This window comes from Shewanella psychrophila (assembly GCF_002005305.1).
GTDB lineage: Bacteria > Pseudomonadota > Gammaproteobacteria > Enterobacterales > Shewanellaceae > Shewanella > Shewanella psychrophila.
The window spans coordinates 3,935,326-3,951,463 of record NZ_CP014782.1 but is presented as its reverse complement, the minus strand read 5'-3'; the positions used below and the strand labels follow the sequence as shown (position 1 = coordinate 3,951,463).

Here is a 16,138-nt window from a genome sequence, read left to right as displayed (position 1 = left end):
ATGAAAATTAGTTGATGAAAATATTAGTGATGAAGATACTAGTTAGCTTATGTCTCAGTTACAGCCTGTTTTGCTCTGCACTTGTGGGTGCCCATGCCCAGCTCGATGTTCGGGTACAGCATATCAATGACTTGCTTGCCCCTAACTTGAATGCCCAATTAGCCTCACAGACAAATATTGCCCATCTATTACTGCAACGTGGCGAACTCCATAGTGAGAATCATCATTGGGGCTTAGCATGGCAAGATTTTCAAAGCGCCATGGCTAGCACTGACGATGCTAACTTGCGTATCGATATCTGGTATTACATGGGAAGAATGCGGCTGCAGTCCGGGATGCCGGATGAGGCCTATAAGTTACTCTCTAAGGTGATAGAACTCGATCCCAGTTATAAATCGGCCAGGCTCGATCTGGCACGCACTTATATAGAGCTTGATGAATACAGAGCCGCCGTCGATGAGATGGATATTTTCATGAGTCTGTTATCTAGACCCACCCCAGATCAATATATAGAACGTGCGAATATGGCAGATCAGATAGGCAAAGTTGGGCAGGATATCGTCATAGAGGGGCTCAATGAAGGTGTTAATCAGCTAGGCCCTATCGTGAGCTTAGTTGACTTGTTAGTCGACAGCTATCTTGAACAAGGTAAGCCCGAAGAGGCATTGAGGGTTATCGAGCAGTTACCCCATGAAGTGAACAGTTTACCTCGTTGGCAACTTAAGAAAGGGGATATCTATCAAGAGTCCAAGCAATATTTTGATGCCGAAACTGCTTATCAACATGGTTTAAGTAAAATAAACCAAATGCCTGAACATCGCCGCTTAACCCCAGCAGTACAGGATTTAAAAAGTCAGCTAGAAGCTAAATTAAATACCCAATAAAACCACTCATTGTCGCCATTGGTCGAATACCTTTATCTGGTTGAGCTGGGTATAGTTTTGTTATCAGTCTCTTTCTGTTTTTCTGGTGACAGTCTATGGATGCAAGTGAACTACAGCCAATATCTCAGTTTATTAAGGCCCAAGCGCCGTTTGATACTCTAAAAGCCGCCGCCCTCGAGCGTTGTTGTAAAAGCTTAACCGTTGGTTATTACAGTAAGGCCTCGGCGATAGTTCCTTTAGATGAAACCCATCCCCAGCTTTATATCGTGCGCAGCGGCGCATTTGAGGTGCGAGATGATGGTGGCGAGTTAGTCGATAGGCTAGGTGAGGGAGACTACTTTGGTTTTCTTTCGCTGCTATCCGGTGAAAAGGTCAGTAATAGGGTACAAATATTAGAAGATGGCCTGGTTTACCATTTAGATCCAGATACGTTCAATTACCTGCGCAGTGAAAATCGCCATTTCGATCGCTTCTTCAATCGCGCCTTCGCGAAACGTTTACGTCATCAAGGCCGGTTTAAGGCAAAAGATCTGGCAACCACGAGTCGGGTAAACACCTTGATGTCGAAGCACCCTGTGGTGATCGATAGCCATTCTACTGTGGGTGAAGCGGCGCAAAAAATGAGACTGGCTCGGGTCTCTTCGGTATTGATCATCGATAATCATCAGCTGGTGGGGATCTTGACCGACAGAGACTTGAGAAATCGCGTATTGGCTGAAGGGCTAGACGGTCATTTACCAGTGCATCAGGCGATGACGACTCGGCCAAAGACGCTGACATCGAGCTCCTTGGTATTTGAAGCCATGCTGCTTATGAGCGAGCACAGCATTCATCACCTGCCCATAGTGGATGAGGAGATCCCAATTGGGATCCTCACCAGCACAGATATATTACGTGGTCAAAGCTCTCAACCCTTGCTGCTTATCGGTGAAATAGAGAGACAGCACACAGTTGAAAGTTTGATTAGCGTGAGTAAACAGATCCCCTTATTACTGCAAAACTTGATCAGTGCCGATGCCAGGGCCGAGGAGATTGGCCGGGTTTTGACCTCGGTGACGGATGCGCTGACCCGACGCCTCATTGTGTTGAATCAGCAGTTACTGGGTGAAGCACCTATGGCTTTTTGTTGGTTGGCATTCGGATCTCAGGGACGACAAGATCAAGCAGCTTGTTCCGATCAAGATAACGGCCTATTACTCGCTTATGAACCCGATGAAACGGCGTCGGCCTACTTTGACGCCTTGTCTAAGTCGGTCTGCGCTGGTTTGGATAGCTGTGGCTATGTTTATTGCCCTGGAGACATCATGGCGCAAAATCCCCTGTGGCGTCTTACTTTGAAGCAGTGGCAGCATAAATTTGAAACTTGGGTCAATACCCCTGAGCCCAAGGCGCTAATGCATGCCAGTATTTTCTTCGATATGCGTTCTGTCTACGGCCCAAGCTCACTATTTGATAGCCTGCAAGATACCGTGCTGGCCAATACCAAGGGCAATGATATTTTTCTTGCGGGGATGGCAGGTAATGCTTTGACTGAATCGCCGCCCTTGGGATTCTTTAAAAAATTTGTTTTAGAAAGAGATGGCCGTGAGGTCAAGGGTATAGATTTGAAGCATAAGGGCAATGCACTTATCAATGATATTGCCAGGGTCTACGCCTTATCGGCTGGGATCAAGGAGGTGAACACAGCGAAAAGGATCCGTCAGTTGATGGATCTCAATATCATTAATCGCAAAGATGCCCTTAATCTGGCCGATGCCCACGAATTTATCGCCCATATGCGCTTATCTAATCAAGGTTATCAAGATAAGCACTCACAGGAGATCACTAACTACCTTAAGCCCCAGCACCTCTCTTCTCTGGTTAGGCATCAGCTTAGGGATGCCTTCAAGGTGGTTCATGATGCTCAATCTGGTATTAAACTTAAATTTACCCGGAGCTTTTAAGCTGGTTCATAAGGTTGTTCATGATGTTCAATGTGGTATTAAGCTTCAATTTCCCCGGAGCTTCTAAGCTGGTTTATAAGGTTGTCCATGATGTTCAACTTGGTATTAAACTTAAATTCCCTTGGAGCTTCTAAATCGTGATATCTCAGCTGCTTAAATCTAAGTTATGTTGGCGTGCCTTTCGTTGTCGCTCGGAAGTGATGAGACTATATCATCGCGGGTTAATGTCCGTGATAGCTCAAGATATCAGTCAAACTCAGCTAATTGCACTGGATTTGGAAATGACAGGACTGGACCCAAATCATGATCAAATTCTCAGTATCGGCTTAATTCCCATTGAAAATAACCTGCTGATGCTCGATAAGGCGGAGCAGAAGTTAATCAAAGTTGAGGGTGGTGTCGGTCAAAGTGCGGCTATCCACGGTATTTTAGATAACCATCTAGAAGATGCTATAGAGATAGATCAAGCGATTGCCTGGTTTGTTGAAAAGACCCAAGGTAAGGTGCTGGTGGCTCATCATGCACCTCTGGATATAACATTCCTACAAAATGCCATGACTAATACAATGGGAGAGCCGGTTAAACTGCTTGCGATAGATACATTAGCCGTTGAGCGCAAACGCTTGCTGAGAAAGCATGATGTATTAAAAGAGGGCTCCTTGAGACTCGGTGCCTGTCGCACTCGATACGGTCTACCTGTTTACGCCGCCCATAATGCCTTGGTCGATGCATTAGCATGTGGTGAGTTGTTGCTCGCTCAGATTGCAGCTATTGGCCAGGGAGAGTCGTTAACGGTTGCCGAGCTACTCGCAATTAAATAATACTGAGCAACTTAAAACACAAACATACTTACAAAGTTCATATTCACATCTTTGACCTAACTGACTAATCTCGGAGATAAGTTTGTTATCTAAGAGGGTGTGATATGGCTTTACCTCTTCTCCTGGTAGGGAGTGCTCTGGGCGCCGTATTTTTGGCCAATGAAAGAGAGAAGCGTCATCAATTGGAGCAGAAGAGACGCAGCGGTACTGTACCGGTTCCCGAGGGGAAAAATAAGCACGTGGGTCTTCATCCAAGTCTTTGGCAAGCAGGTCATAAGCGTGTTAAGCCTTTGCCCGGAACGATTATCTGCTGCTTTGTCTATGGCGTGATTGAGCATACTGGGATCTGGCTCGATGATCATACCTTGATTGAACTTCACGGTAATGGTCTCATCCGCGCGGTATCCACCAAACGTTTCTTAGCGGGTCGAACTGGCAGTAAGATCTATATCGCTTGCAGCCATGATCATCGGCCTCTGGTAGATGAAGATGCGTTAATCAAAGCTGAGCAAGCTATTTTTACCTACCGAGAATATGATTTATTCGATAACAATTGTCATCGTTTCGTCTGGTCCTGCTTAAGTGGTATGGAGGAGTCATTACCTAGCTTTAATGATCTTAACAAACGCCTGTCAATCCATTTCGGACAGAGTATCTATTGGGATGAAGCTGTATTCAATACGTGATCATGCAATTTTAGTCTCACATTGTTCAAAAATCAGAACAATAGAGTTAAAACTCTAGTTGGTTTAAGCCCATGTTAACTATTGAGTGAAGAATTCAGTAAGATTTCCGCTTTTTATTCGGATGAATTTGATAACTATTGTAAATAACTAATATCCGAATGCGATTGACAGCCCCACACCATCATAGATTATCAAAAATTTAATTGACCTCAGCCCCAATTCTCAAATTTTATTGACCCACAACGCAAATATCTTGGTATTGTTGATTGGTTTTGTGAACATTTAGCAACATGCTTAATTGTGCTTTGACCCTATACGTTGTTTTGTTATACCTAAACGAACTAAAAATAATCGCTATTGCGTGACTGAGTTTATATCTTAGGGATCTGCATTAGAATACATCACTATCGACACCAGGAAGACACTATGAAAATCGGAATACCAAGGGAGATCCTCGCGCAGGAGAGCCGGGTAGCCGCGACACCAGCCACTGTGATACAGCTTAAGAAATTAGGCTTCAGTGTTGTTGTACAAAGCGGTGCCGGAGCACAAGCAAACTTCAAAGATGAAGCGTATCAAGAAGCTGGCGCCGAGATTGTTAGCCTTGAAGATGCATTTCAAGCCGATCTCATACTGAAAGTGAATGCGCCGACTATCAATAGTGATACGGGTGTTGACGAGGCCGATCTATTAAAAGCCGGTGCGACAGTGGCAAGTTTTGTATGGCCAGCTCAGAACCCGGACCTATTGGAAAAATTCAAGGCTAAAGGTATTAATCTACTTGCTATGGATATGGTGCCACGTATTTCACGTGCTCAATCTCTCGATGCTCGTAGTTCTTTAGCCAATGTCGATGGTTATCGTGCCGTTATCGAAGCCGCCAACCATTTTGGACGTTTCTTCACCGGGCAAATCACGGCGGCGGGTAAAGTGCCGCCGGCAAAAGTCTTGATTATCGGTGCCGGTGTCGCCGGTCTTTCAGCCTTAGGCGCGGCGGGGAGCTTAGGTGCCATAGTGCGAGCCTTCGATACTCGTCCCGAGGTGAAAGAGCAAATTAATTCCATGGGCGCCGAATTTTTGGAGCTGGATTTCGAAGAGGAATCTGGTTCTGGTGACGGTTATGCCAAGGTGATGAGTAAGGCATTTATCGATGCAGAGATGGAGCTGTTCCGTCAACAGGCTAGAGATGTCGACATTATCATCACGACAGCATTGATACCTGGTAAGCCTGCGCCGAAACTTATTTTAGAAGATATGGTTGGCTTAATGAAGCCAGGCAGTGTGATTGTCGATCTTGCGGCGGCCAATGGCGGTAACTGCGAATTGACTGTACCGGGTGAAGTGGCAGTGGTTAACGATGTGACCATTATCGGTTATACCGAGCTTTCCCGTCGACTGCCGACTCAAGCCAGTCAGCTATACGGTACTAACTTAGTTAATTTACTTAAAATCATGGTGCCTGAGAAAGACGGTAACTATGAGATTAATTTCGATGATGAGGTTATCCGAGGTTTGACAGCTGTGAAGGAAGGGGAAATCACATTCCCACCGCCAGTGATTCAAGTCAGTGCTCAGCCCAAAGCTAAGGTAGAAGAAGCTGCTACCGAAGTGGTTGAACCTAAGCCTAAGAATCCGTGGATTAAACCTGGGCTTGCCCTCGTCGCTGCGGGTCTGTTTGGCTTGATTGCCAATTCGGCACCAATTGATTTCATTCAGCATTTCAGTGTGTTTGTGCTCTCCTGCGTCGTGGGTTACTACGTGGTATGGAACGTGAGTCATTCATTGCATACGCCTCTAATGAGTGTAACCAATGCCATTAGTGGCATTATTGTTGTGGGCGCTCTGGTGCAGATGAACAGTGACAATACTGCTGTTTTGGTATTGTCGGGGATTGCGATATTGATCGCCTCAATTAACATTGCCGGTGGTTTCACCGTCACTCAGCGTATGCTGAAAATGTTCCGTAAAGACTAAGGGAAAAGATCAATATGTCTATAGGATTATTAAGTGCTGCATATCTTATCGCAGCAGTCTTGTTTATCTTTAGTCTCGCAGGCTTAAGTAAACAAGAAACCGCACAGCGCGGTAACCTTTTGGGTATCATAGGTATGGTGGTGGCGATTGTTGCAACACTTGCCAGTACTCAAATTGGTGATAATAGTTGGATTGTCACCGGTGCCATGGCTATAGGTGCTGTGATCGGTATCCGTCTGGCACTAAAAGTCGAGATGACTGAGATGCCAGAGCTTGTGGCTATCTTACACAGTTTCGTGGGACTGGCCGCTGTATTAGTAGGCTTCTCGAGCGCTTTAGATCACGGCGCCTTGATGGATGCTGTTACGGGGCACATTGACTCTGTGGCTAAGACCATTCACGACGTGGAAGTCTTCTTAGGGATCTTTATCGGGGGGGTTACCTTTACCGGTTCAATCGTTGCCTTTGCTAAACTTCGTGGCTTAGTAAAGAGTACCCCTAAAGCCTTGCCTGGCGCTCATTGGCTTAACCTTGCCATGCTAGTTGCATCTGTGACTCTTGGTATTTACTACATGCAGACTGATGCTATTACAGCCTTAGTTATCATGACGGCTATCTCGTTTGTATTTGGTTATAACTTGGTTTCTGCTATCGGTGGCGCCGATATGCCAGTGGTTGTTTCCATGCTTAACTCATACTCGGGTTGGGCGGCGGCTTCAGCTGGTTTCATGCTAGGTAACGATCTGCTGATCATTACTGGTGCATTAGTGGGTAGCTCGGGTGCGATTCTGTCTTATATCATGTGTAGAGCTATGAACCGCTCATTTATCTCAGTGATCTTAGGTGGTTTCGGTGCCGAAGGTGGCACTGTTGTTATCGGCGATGGTGAGCAAGGTGAGCATCGTGAAACACAGGCTGAAGATGTGGCTGAGATGCTGAAAAATGCACGCAGCGTTATCATCGCACCGGGTTATGGCATGGCGGTGGCTCAGGCTCAATACCCAGTTGCTGAAATAACCAAGAAATTGCGAGACCGAGGTGTGCAGGTGCGTTTCGCTATTCATCCGGTTGCGGGCCGTCTTCCTGGTCACATGAATGTCTTGTTGGCTGAAGCAAAACTGCCTTACGACATAGTGATGGAAATGGATGAGATTAATGATGATTTCGCCAATACCGATGTTGTACTGGTTATCGGAGCGAACGATACGGTCAACCCTGCAGCGAAAGAGCCTGGCAGTCCGATTGCGGGTATGCCGGTACTCGAAGTGTGGAACGCCGATAATGTCGTGGTTTTCAAGCGTTCTATGGCGACCGGTTATGCCGGGGTCCAGAACCCACTATTTTTCAAAGATAACACTGAGATGTTATTTGGCGATGCTAAGGAAACTGTCTCTAAGATTTTAGCCAGTATCTAGCATAAATTAGCATAAATTAGCATAAGCGCATATGTTCAAACACTAACCTAAGTGTGAATCGATATAAGCCAGTCAGAGATGACTGGCTTTTTTTATTGCAATAAAATTTACAATTTCTTTTATTAACTGAACCTTAAAAAGTTGATTTAAATCAATACTCAATAGATATAATCTATTCCGATCGAGTTAATCACGTCTGTTTCATGCCGTGTTTTTACTGGTAAATGTGATTTATATCAATATACTTACTTGGTACTCGGCGTTTTCTAACTTAGATTCCTAGTGTTAAGCACGAGTATGTACTATGCCAATCCTATAGAAAATTAACCGTCAGCTTCATGATGAACTTTTCCGATTAAAGACTTTTCCGAATTTACTTCTTTTAGTTAACTCGATGGATTAGGCGTGCCTGAAAAAAATAAATACAAAAGGAAAGACTATGTCTAGATTCGATCTTTCACGTCGCTCGTTTATTAAGCAGTGTGTGGTGGGCGGAGTCGCCGTGTACAGTGCGCCTATGTTGTTTAATGCAGGCAAGGCTAAGGCGGCAATAGTTTCTGATGAGTTGATGGAGCAGTGGAAAGGGGCGGGGAAGCCTAAGTTTCGCCTAGATGGCGTGGCTAAAGTCACCGGCCAGAAGATTTATGGCCGCGATTATCGCGCCATGGACATGGATGGCTGGCCCGATACTCAGCACTATGGCTTTATTCTACGTGCTAATAAGGCGGATCACCGCTTCGAAGGCATCGACCTTTCGGCCATCCCTGTAAATGCTAAGCCAAGCCAAGTTATCACATCGGCAACGCTGAAGGATGCGGGCATTAAATTACCGGGCTTTTTCGGCGATAAGATGCTGCTAGCCAAAGGACAAACGCCTGATTATTTAGGTCACGCCGTGGCCCTGTTGATTTTCAATAATTTTGCTTCCTTTAAAGCCGCTAAAACCAGATTACAGTTTAGTGATAGTGCCATAATTTATGGTGAGAAAACGCCATTAACCACAGCAAGCAAAGATCCCTTGGCCAGTTGGCGTATCGTCCGCTCTGAAGGTGAAAATGGTGCCAATGGCGTGGATAACTACAGCACCTTGAGCGACGGGCTATTTTTCCCTGATTATGTCGATCATCAGGCGGTCTGGCCGACAGATGGTAATAAATCCGGTTCAACGGGTCAGCGCGCCATTTATTATGCCGATCAAATGGCGAAAAAGATGGACGAAGAAGATTGGTTTATCTTCGAGCAAGATTATCAGACTCAGTCTATCGAGCCCATGATGATGGAGCCTGAGGCATTTAATGGCTGGTTCGATCGCACCAGCGGCACCCTACATACTGTGCTAACCATTCAATCTCCCCATGATTTTTATTTGCAAGCCGGTGAGATGATTGAACATAGTCAATATAAGGGGCAGATCACTAAGTTAGTGGTACATTCTCCCTTCATTGGCGGCGGCTTCGGTGCAAAAGATCACTCTATATTTCCTTATTATGGTCTGATGGCATCCCTGCTCAGTGATAAGCCTGTACATATCGCTAACGATAGATTCGAGCAATTTCAGGCGGGGTTGAAGCGTCATCCGTTTAAGATGCACCATAAGCTGGCCATCGATAAGAAAACCCTTAAATTTAAAACATTAATTTCAGACATGGTGATTGATGGCGGTGGACGCTTAAACTTTACCGGTTCAGTGACTATGGTGGGGGCTAGTGCACTGCAAGGCGTGTATTACCTGCCGCAAAATGATATCACTGCCGTGGCCCATCCTTCGCAAAATCCAGACTGTGGTTCCATGCGAGGTTATGGCACCTTGCAGTCGATGTCATCCATGGAAATGATGGTCAATGAGTCGGCCGAGAAACTCAATGTCGACCCCTTCGATCTCAGGCTCGCCAATATCATGCAGCCTGGTTATCGTAATACTCAGGGCGCCATTCCTAATGGGGCAATGCGTTACCAGGAGATGTTGGAGCTGGCTCGTAAGCATGATATCTGGGTTAATCGCGAACAGAAAAAACAGCAGTTTGAAGCGAAGAATCCGGGTAAAAAATATGGCGTAGGCTTTGGCATAGTCACCAAAGATTATGGCACCGGGGCCAATGCACCTTCGACCCAAGTTTCTATCACTAAAGAAGGCAAGATTGTTGTTCGTTTGGCTTCTATGGAGATGGGAACCGGCACCGATACTTCTCAAGGCACACTGGTTCAACAGCATTTGGGTAACATGGCCGATGAAGTCTTCCTCGGAGAGATCACGCTTTGGGATGTGATGAAGCTCAAAGAGACCGACTCTCCCTATTTTATCTCCCAAGATAAGCAAGATGAGATGCAGAAAGATCCTCGCTGGACGCCGTCTATCGCGATGGCCTCTTCGGCATCTCAATCATCTTATTTCCAGAGTCACACCACAAGTATTGCGGCTAAAATCGTGTTCGAACAAGGCTTATGGCCAGCTGCAATTGAGATCTGGCGAACGAAATTTTTCAATAATGACCATGCGACTCCTGACTTTACCGACATTAAAAATGCCCATTGGGTTGACGGTAAGTTAACGGCGGCAGGTTACCCGCCATTGTCTATCGATATTCTTGCTCATAAAGCCCACACCATGGGACTCGTGACGGGAGTGATGGTTCACGCATTTAATCGCTGGTCTTGGGCCGAGAGTGAGTTTGTCATCGAAGGTAAGAGCAACAAATTGTCTATCGATGCCTTAGCGCTTCAATACGGCAGTGGTGCCAATGAAAGCAAGCAAGCCTTGATGGGGGATACAGGTTATCACTTACTCGACAGAACTCGAGTTAACTACCCAACCACGAGCATGAATCATGCCATGGTAACTTACTATGCGCCGTGCGCCACCCTATGTGAAATTGCCGTGCAAGAAGGCAGTGGTGAGGTGGAAGTATTAGCCACCCATACTTGGCTGGAATGTGGCCGGGTTATCGTTGAGAAGTTAGTCGAAGGCCAGATTGAAGGTGGCTTGGTAATGGGGCTGGGCCATGCGCTGCATGAGTACCTGCCATTGGGTGAAGAAGGCGCGGGTAATGGTACCTGGAACCTCAACCGTTATCAGGTTCCCTTAGCTAAGCATGTGGGAGTGTGGAATTTAACCCATACCATATTGCCGCCGTTGTCGGAGTCAGATCCGACCAAGGGCATGGCGGAGGTGGTGATGATCCCTATCGTTCCGGCTATTGTGGAAGCAGTCTATCAGGCAATAGGGACACGTTTTTATCATCTACCTATCAGTAAGAAAGAGATTAAGAAGGCATTATCATGAGTACAATTGCACTGAGTATTAACAACAAAGCCATAGGTCCAATTGAGACCAGTGACGATGTCATGATGATCGAATTTCTTCATGAACATCTGAATATGACGGGGACTAAATTTGGTTGTGGGGTAGGTGTTTGTCATGCCTGTACTGTGATCGTCGATAACGAAGATGGCACCAGTGAATCCGTACGTACCTGTATTAATGGGGTGTCGAGATTCAATGGTAAGAAGATCAGAACCATTGAAGGTCATGCCAAGGAAAATGAGTTTGGTGAGATCATCAAGCTGTCTCCTGTACAGGAAACCTTTATTGAGAACTTCTCTTTCCAGTGTGGTTGGTGTACCTCAGGTTTCGTCAATGAGACAACAGTTTTGGTTGAGAAATTAAAACTGATGCCAATTCGTGTGAATGAGATTGAAACCGTTATCGAGAAAGCCTTAGGCGATCACGTGTGTCGCTGTACTGGGTATGTTAAGTACTACAAGGCAGTGAAAGAGTTAATCTTATCGACAGAAGGACTCACTCGCCCATGAAGATGAATGTTAATCTACTTAAATTATCGGCTCTGTTTTTGGCCTTACCACTGACAGCTAATGCCACGGAAAATGAGCTGGTCGAGCAGGGAAAGTATCTTGCGAAACTTGGTGACTGTACCGCATGCCATACTATCGATGAGGGTCAGGCCAATGGTGGCGGTCTGCCATTTACCACCCCATTTGGCATCGTCTATTCCACCAATATCAGCTCAGATGAAGAGTTTGGTATAGGTCATTACAGCCTAGAAGATTTCACTGATGCCATGCGTGATGGTATAGCCCCTAAGGGAAACCTCTATCCAGCTATGCCTTACACCTCTTATCACCTACTGAAAGATCATGATATTGAGGCCCTGTATCGCTATTTTATGAGCACTAAACCGGTGAAACAGGAAAACAGGGACAATGATCTCATGTTCCCAACTAATATCCGTATGGGACTCAAGGCCTGGAATTTAGTTAATCATGACTCGAAGGTTTTCGAGGCTAATGCTGATAAGAGTGAAAAGTGGAATCGAGGCAGTTACATCGTCAATGGCCTAGGCCACTGCGGTGAGTGTCATACCCCAAGAGATGTCATGTTCGCCATGGATCAGTCCAGACACTTTGAGGGCGAGCTTATCGGTGGAGCCGAGGCGTCGGATATTACTCCGAAAGAGCTAAACCGTCAGGGCTGGACTAAGCAAGATCTCGACGATGTGCTGCGTAAAGGCTATTCGAGAAAAGGCACCGTGTTTGCGGGCATGTATCCGGTGGTTTTTCACAGTTTTAGCCATCTAACCAAGGACGATATGTCGGCTGTAACTAGCTATTTATTGGATAACGATGGTGAAGTGGCGGCAAAGAGCGATACCTTTAATGGCCATGACAAATCAGATCCTGGTTACGATCTCTATAAAGGGTATTGCGCCGGTTGCCATGGTATCAATGGTGAAGGCAAGCCGAATGTCAGTCCGGCATTGATTGCCAATGCCACCATAGATAAGGCGATTCCAATCAATACCTTGTCTGTGATGCTTAATGGCGTAGAGGAGCAGAGATACAGCCATACCCATGGTTTCTATGCCATGCCGTCTTATCGTGACACATTGAATGTGAAGCAGTTAACCGAGCTGACTAACTACATACGTAAGGTATGGACTAAGCAGCCATCGGATTTAACTGAGTCTCAGGTTCAGGAGTGGGTAGATAAAATTGAGGATAGCATTGCCGATGCAGCTCACTGATATCTCGGTATTAGAGACCGTATCGGGCTGGCTTACTGAGCGTCGTCAGGTATGGCTTTGTACCGTTGTGAGCACCTATGGGTCTGCACCAAGACCCATAGGTGCCTTGTTTGCGACCGACGGTAAGTCACGGGCGGGTTCTATCTCTGGAGGTTGTCTCGAAGAGGCATTCCTTAAGATGATTAATCAAGGTGAATTTACTGCACCTGCTTGCTTGTTTGACTATGGCAAACACCATAACGAAGAGGGCAGTGTATTCGAGCTACCTTGCGGTGGCACTATCCGTCTGCTGATTGAGAAGTTGGAGCCGAGTCAAGAATCGATAAATCAGATGTCAGTTTGGTACAAGGCGGAGCAATCGAGCCGAAGCTATTGCCGCCGGGTCAATCTGATGTCTGGTTTGAGCCGAATTGAACCTGAAGATCTATCTTCAAACCAAGCCGTGCTAGTGGAAGGTAACTTAGTATCATTGCACTACAGCCAAGCTTGGAGTGTCTTGTTATTGGGGATAAGCCTAGTGAGCCAGCATGTGGCTCAACTCGCTCGTCTTGCTGGGTACACAGTTAAGATATGTGATATTCGTAAAGAGCTTGCTGGCGACTGGGAATATACCTCAGGCAGTGGCGGAGTGGATGTGAGTTGGCAATCACCGGATCAATTTGTCGAGCAGAATGTTAATTCCTGTTCGGTGGTTCTTGCCTTAGCACACGATCCCAGAGTTGATGATTTAGGCTTGATGGCGGCGTTTGAGTCGGATGCATTCTATATCGGTGCCATGGGGTCAAAACGCACCACGGCGACGCGGATTGAACGCTTAAAGCGTATCGGTGAATACAGTGAGCAGGATATCTCACGTTTGCATGCGCCCATAGGCTTAGACATAGGCAGTAAAACGCCCGTTGAAATTGCCATTTCAATCATGGCCGAGGTGATTGCTAAACGTAATGGCATTAAATTAGCTAAGTCTGGTGTTTAGTTCATATCGATTTAGCTGTTTCTATCTAACACTAGAGCGGTTAATGATAGTTAGCCGAATCAATGCCGACCTACAAGGTCGGCATTTTTATTATTCCCAGTAATAGGGTACTGCTTTATTTAAAACTTATTTCATATCATTACGATCACTAAGAGCGCATATTTTTATTATGCCAATTGGTTTCATGTCATAAATATGTTCTTTTTCCGTCATGTTAGTGTCACTTACTCTCATTAGAGTTCAGCTCAGAATATGTCAGCAATTAGTCGTACTGAGGATATTATGAGTAAAGCAACCCACGATGGAACTGTGTATAACAAAAGCAATAATGAAACCTTTTCAGATGTCTTAGATAAACATATTTCGAGAAGAAGCATGTTAAAAACGGGCTTAGGCGCCGCCGGATTTTCACTCTTTAGTGGTGTCGGACTCACAGGCTGTTTCAGCAGCAATGATACTAAGCCTGATCCAATACCTGATCTTAAATTAGGCTTCGATTCCATCGCCTGTGCTAAGAAAGACAGTGTTGTGGTTGCTAATGGATACTCGGCTCAGGTGTTAGCTCCTTGGGGCACACCACTTAATGATATGGCTCAAGAATGGCAGAGTGATGGCAGTAATACAGCCTTAGATCAAGCTAACTCGGTCGGTCAAAATCATGATGGTATGTATTTTTATCCGCTAAATGAATCGTCAACCGATGGCTTGTTGTGTATCAACCATGAGTATATTCAGCCAGCTGCACTGCACCCTAATGGGCCAAGCTCCGATCCTAGCTCTGGTTTAAGAAACAGCGCCGAAGAGATCAGAAAAGAGATCAACGCACATGGTATCAGTGTTGTTCGTGTTCAGCTTATTGATGGTAGTTGGCAGGTGATAAAAAACGATGAGTACAACCGTCGTTATACCGCTGCAACTGAGATGATGATTGCCGGACCTTTGTCAGGTCATAGCGAACTGATAACGCCGTTCTCACCAACTGGTGAGAGCACTCGAGGCACATCTAACAACTGTGGTAATGGGTTTACGCCATGGGGCACTTATTTGACCTGTGAAGAAAACTGGCCAGGATATTTTGTCAATACAGGTGAGCTATCTGAGCAACAACAGAGAATTGGTATTTCAACCAGTGGTGGTCGCTATGGCTGGGAAGATCTTGCTGGTGATGAGAGTGAGCAAGAAAGCGAGTTTGCGCGTTTTAATGTCACCCCAACTGGGACTAATTCGCTGGAAGATTACAGAAATGAAGCCAATGGTTACGGCTATATTGTCGAGATTGATCCTCATGACCCACAATCTGTTGCCGTTAAACGTACCGCTCTGGGGCGTTTCCGCCACGAAGGTTGTGCTTATGGCAAGGTGGAGGAGGGCAAGCCCATCAGTTTCTATTCGGGCCATGATGCGCGTTTCGAATACATCTACAAGTTTGTCTCTGAAGCCGTGTGGGATCCTGCCGATGCCGACCGCAGTGATAGATTAACCGTCGGGGCTAAGTACATGGATAAAGGCACCTTGTATGTGGCGCGTTTTAGTGAAGATGGTATGGGCCATTGGTTAGCGTTAACCTTGGATGGTGAAACTAAAGCAGGTGGTACCCTCGGTGATCACTTTAGCTCATTGGCTGAGATCATTCTTAATACAGCAGGGGCGGCAGACTTAGTTGGCGCAACTCCAATGGATCGCCCCGAGTGGACTACAGTAGACCCCATTAGCGGCACCGTTTACCTGACACTGACCAATAATACTAAGCGTGATGAAACCAATGTTGCCAATCCTAGAGTGGATAATAAGTTTGGTCATATTATTCGTTGGAACGACAGTGAAGCGAGCAATGAGTTTAACTGGGATATATTTGTATTTGGTGCTCCCTCCGACGGCGCTGATGGCGTGAATTTATCTGGCTTAACCGAATCGAATGAATTCGCCTGCCCCGACGGTTTAGCGTTCGATGCCCGTGGCATACTTTGGGTACAAACGGATAATAGCGGAGCGATGGAAGTTAAAGATAAGACCAACGATCAGATGCTGGCGGTTATTCCCACTCAACTGGTTGATAAGGACGGCAAGGCTGACATCATCCATGGCGATAATCAAAGTGAATTACGACGTTTCTTTGTCGGCCCTAACGGGTGTGAGATAACGGGTCTCACTTTTACCCCAGATCAGAAAAACTGTTTCTTGAATGTTCAGCACCCAGGCAATTGGCCCTATAGTATGGATGCCACTGCAGAAACTCCGCAAGGAGAGGTGGTCCGCCCTCGCTCTGCTACAGTGATCATTCGCAAAGATGATGGTGGTGAGATTGGCGTTTAGTACACCAGAATGAAACTTATAGCGCATATCAAGCGGCTATCTCACAGCTTAGATCTAAGCTAATTAGTTAATTGATAGCAGTAAACA

At 45.9% G+C, this 16,138-nt stretch carries 11 protein-coding genes; all 11 read left to right on the top strand.

Annotated features, from left to right (window positions below; genetic code table 11):
- Positions 1 to 14: 14 nt before the first annotated feature.
- The gene (locus sps_RS16910; protein WP_237158127.1) at positions 15 to 884 is read left to right on the top strand and encodes a tetratricopeptide repeat protein; all 870 of its coding nucleotides are present in this window, start codon (positions 15 to 17) and stop codon (positions 882 to 884) included.
- A gap of 95 nt (positions 885 to 979) precedes the next feature.
- Positions 980 to 2,827: a DUF294 nucleotidyltransferase-like domain-containing protein gene (locus sps_RS16905; protein ID WP_077753579.1), complete on the top strand. Its 1,848-nt coding sequence runs from the start codon at positions 980 to 982 to the stop codon at positions 2,825 to 2,827.
- Positions 2,828 to 2,964: 137 nt separating this feature from the next.
- A complete protein-coding gene (locus sps_RS16900; protein ID WP_077753578.1) occupies positions 2,965 to 3,648 on the top strand; it encodes an exonuclease domain-containing protein in 684 nt (227 codons plus the stop codon).
- 104 nt (positions 3,649 to 3,752) lie between these two features.
- A complete protein-coding gene (locus tag sps_RS16895; protein WP_077753577.1) occupies positions 3,753 to 4,334 on the top strand; it encodes a DUF778 domain-containing protein in 582 nt (193 codons plus the stop codon).
- 426 nt (positions 4,335 to 4,760) lie between these two features.
- Positions 4,761 to 6,308, top strand: a complete 1,548-nt coding sequence (locus tag sps_RS16890; RefSeq protein ID WP_077753576.1) for a Re/Si-specific NAD(P)(+) transhydrogenase subunit alpha — start codon at positions 4,761 to 4,763, stop codon at positions 6,306 to 6,308.
- A 14-nt stretch (positions 6,309 to 6,322) separates the two neighbouring features.
- Positions 6,323 to 7,723, top strand: a complete 1,401-nt coding sequence (pntB, locus tag sps_RS16885) for a Re/Si-specific NAD(P)(+) transhydrogenase subunit beta (protein ID WP_077753575.1) — start codon at positions 6,323 to 6,325, stop codon at positions 7,721 to 7,723.
- 439 nt (positions 7,724 to 8,162) lie between these two features.
- Positions 8,163 to 11,003 carry a xanthine dehydrogenase family protein molybdopterin-binding subunit gene (locus tag sps_RS16880; protein ID WP_077753574.1) on the top strand — a complete coding sequence of 947 codons (2,841 nt, stop codon included), beginning with the start codon at positions 8,163 to 8,165 and terminating at the stop codon, positions 11,001 to 11,003.
- Positions 11,000 to 11,533: a (2Fe-2S)-binding protein gene (locus tag sps_RS16875; RefSeq protein WP_077753573.1), complete on the top strand. Its 534-nt coding sequence runs from the start codon at positions 11,000 to 11,002 to the stop codon at positions 11,531 to 11,533. The genes sps_RS16880 and sps_RS16875 overlap by 4 nt, the downstream gene beginning before the upstream one ends.
- Positions 11,530 to 12,762: a c-type cytochrome gene (locus sps_RS16870; RefSeq protein ID WP_077753572.1), complete on the top strand. Its 1,233-nt coding sequence runs from the start codon at positions 11,530 to 11,532 to the stop codon at positions 12,760 to 12,762. Before sps_RS16875 ends, sps_RS16870 begins: the two co-directional genes overlap by 4 nt.
- On the top strand, positions 12,749 to 13,738 hold the full coding sequence (locus tag sps_RS16865; RefSeq protein WP_077753571.1) for an XdhC family protein: 990 nt from the start codon (positions 12,749 to 12,751) through the stop codon (positions 13,736 to 13,738). The genes sps_RS16870 and sps_RS16865 overlap by 14 nt, the downstream gene beginning before the upstream one ends.
- A 282-nt stretch (positions 13,739 to 14,020) precedes the next feature.
- Positions 14,021 to 16,051, top strand: a complete 2,031-nt coding sequence (locus tag sps_RS16860; protein WP_077755737.1) for a PhoX family protein — start codon at positions 14,021 to 14,023, stop codon at positions 16,049 to 16,051.
- Positions 16,052 to 16,138 lie beyond the last annotated feature (87 nt).

Excerpts from the sequence above, each read along its gene's own strand:
- sps_RS16895 (WP_077753577.1), top strand. The coding sequence starts at position 3,753 with ATGGCTTTACCTCTTCTCCTGGTAGGGAGTGCTCTGGGCGCCGTATTT.
- sps_RS16890 (WP_077753576.1), top strand. The coding sequence starts at position 4,761 with ATGAAAATCGGAATACCAAGGGAGATCCTCGCGCAGGAGAGCCGGGTA.
- sps_RS16860 (WP_077755737.1), top strand. The coding sequence starts at position 14,021 with ATGAGTAAAGCAACCCACGATGGAACTGTGTATAACAAAAGCAATAAT.
- pntB (WP_077753575.1), top strand. The coding sequence starts at position 6,323 with ATGTCTATAGGATTATTAAGTGCTGCATATCTTATCGCAGCAGTCTTG.
- sps_RS16870 (WP_077753572.1), top strand. The coding sequence starts at position 11,530 with ATGAAGATGAATGTTAATCTACTTAAATTATCGGCTCTGTTTTTGGCC.
- sps_RS16910 (WP_237158127.1), top strand. The coding sequence starts at position 15 with ATGAAAATATTAGTGATGAAGATACTAGTTAGCTTATGTCTCAGTTAC.
- sps_RS16865 (WP_077753571.1), top strand. The coding sequence starts at position 12,749 with ATGCAGCTCACTGATATCTCGGTATTAGAGACCGTATCGGGCTGGCTT.
- sps_RS16880 (WP_077753574.1), top strand. The coding sequence starts at position 8,163 with ATGTCTAGATTCGATCTTTCACGTCGCTCGTTTATTAAGCAGTGTGTG.
- sps_RS16875 (WP_077753573.1), top strand. The coding sequence starts at position 11,000 with ATGAGTACAATTGCACTGAGTATTAACAACAAAGCCATAGGTCCAATT.
- sps_RS16905 (WP_077753579.1), top strand. The coding sequence starts at position 980 with ATGGATGCAAGTGAACTACAGCCAATATCTCAGTTTATTAAGGCCCAA.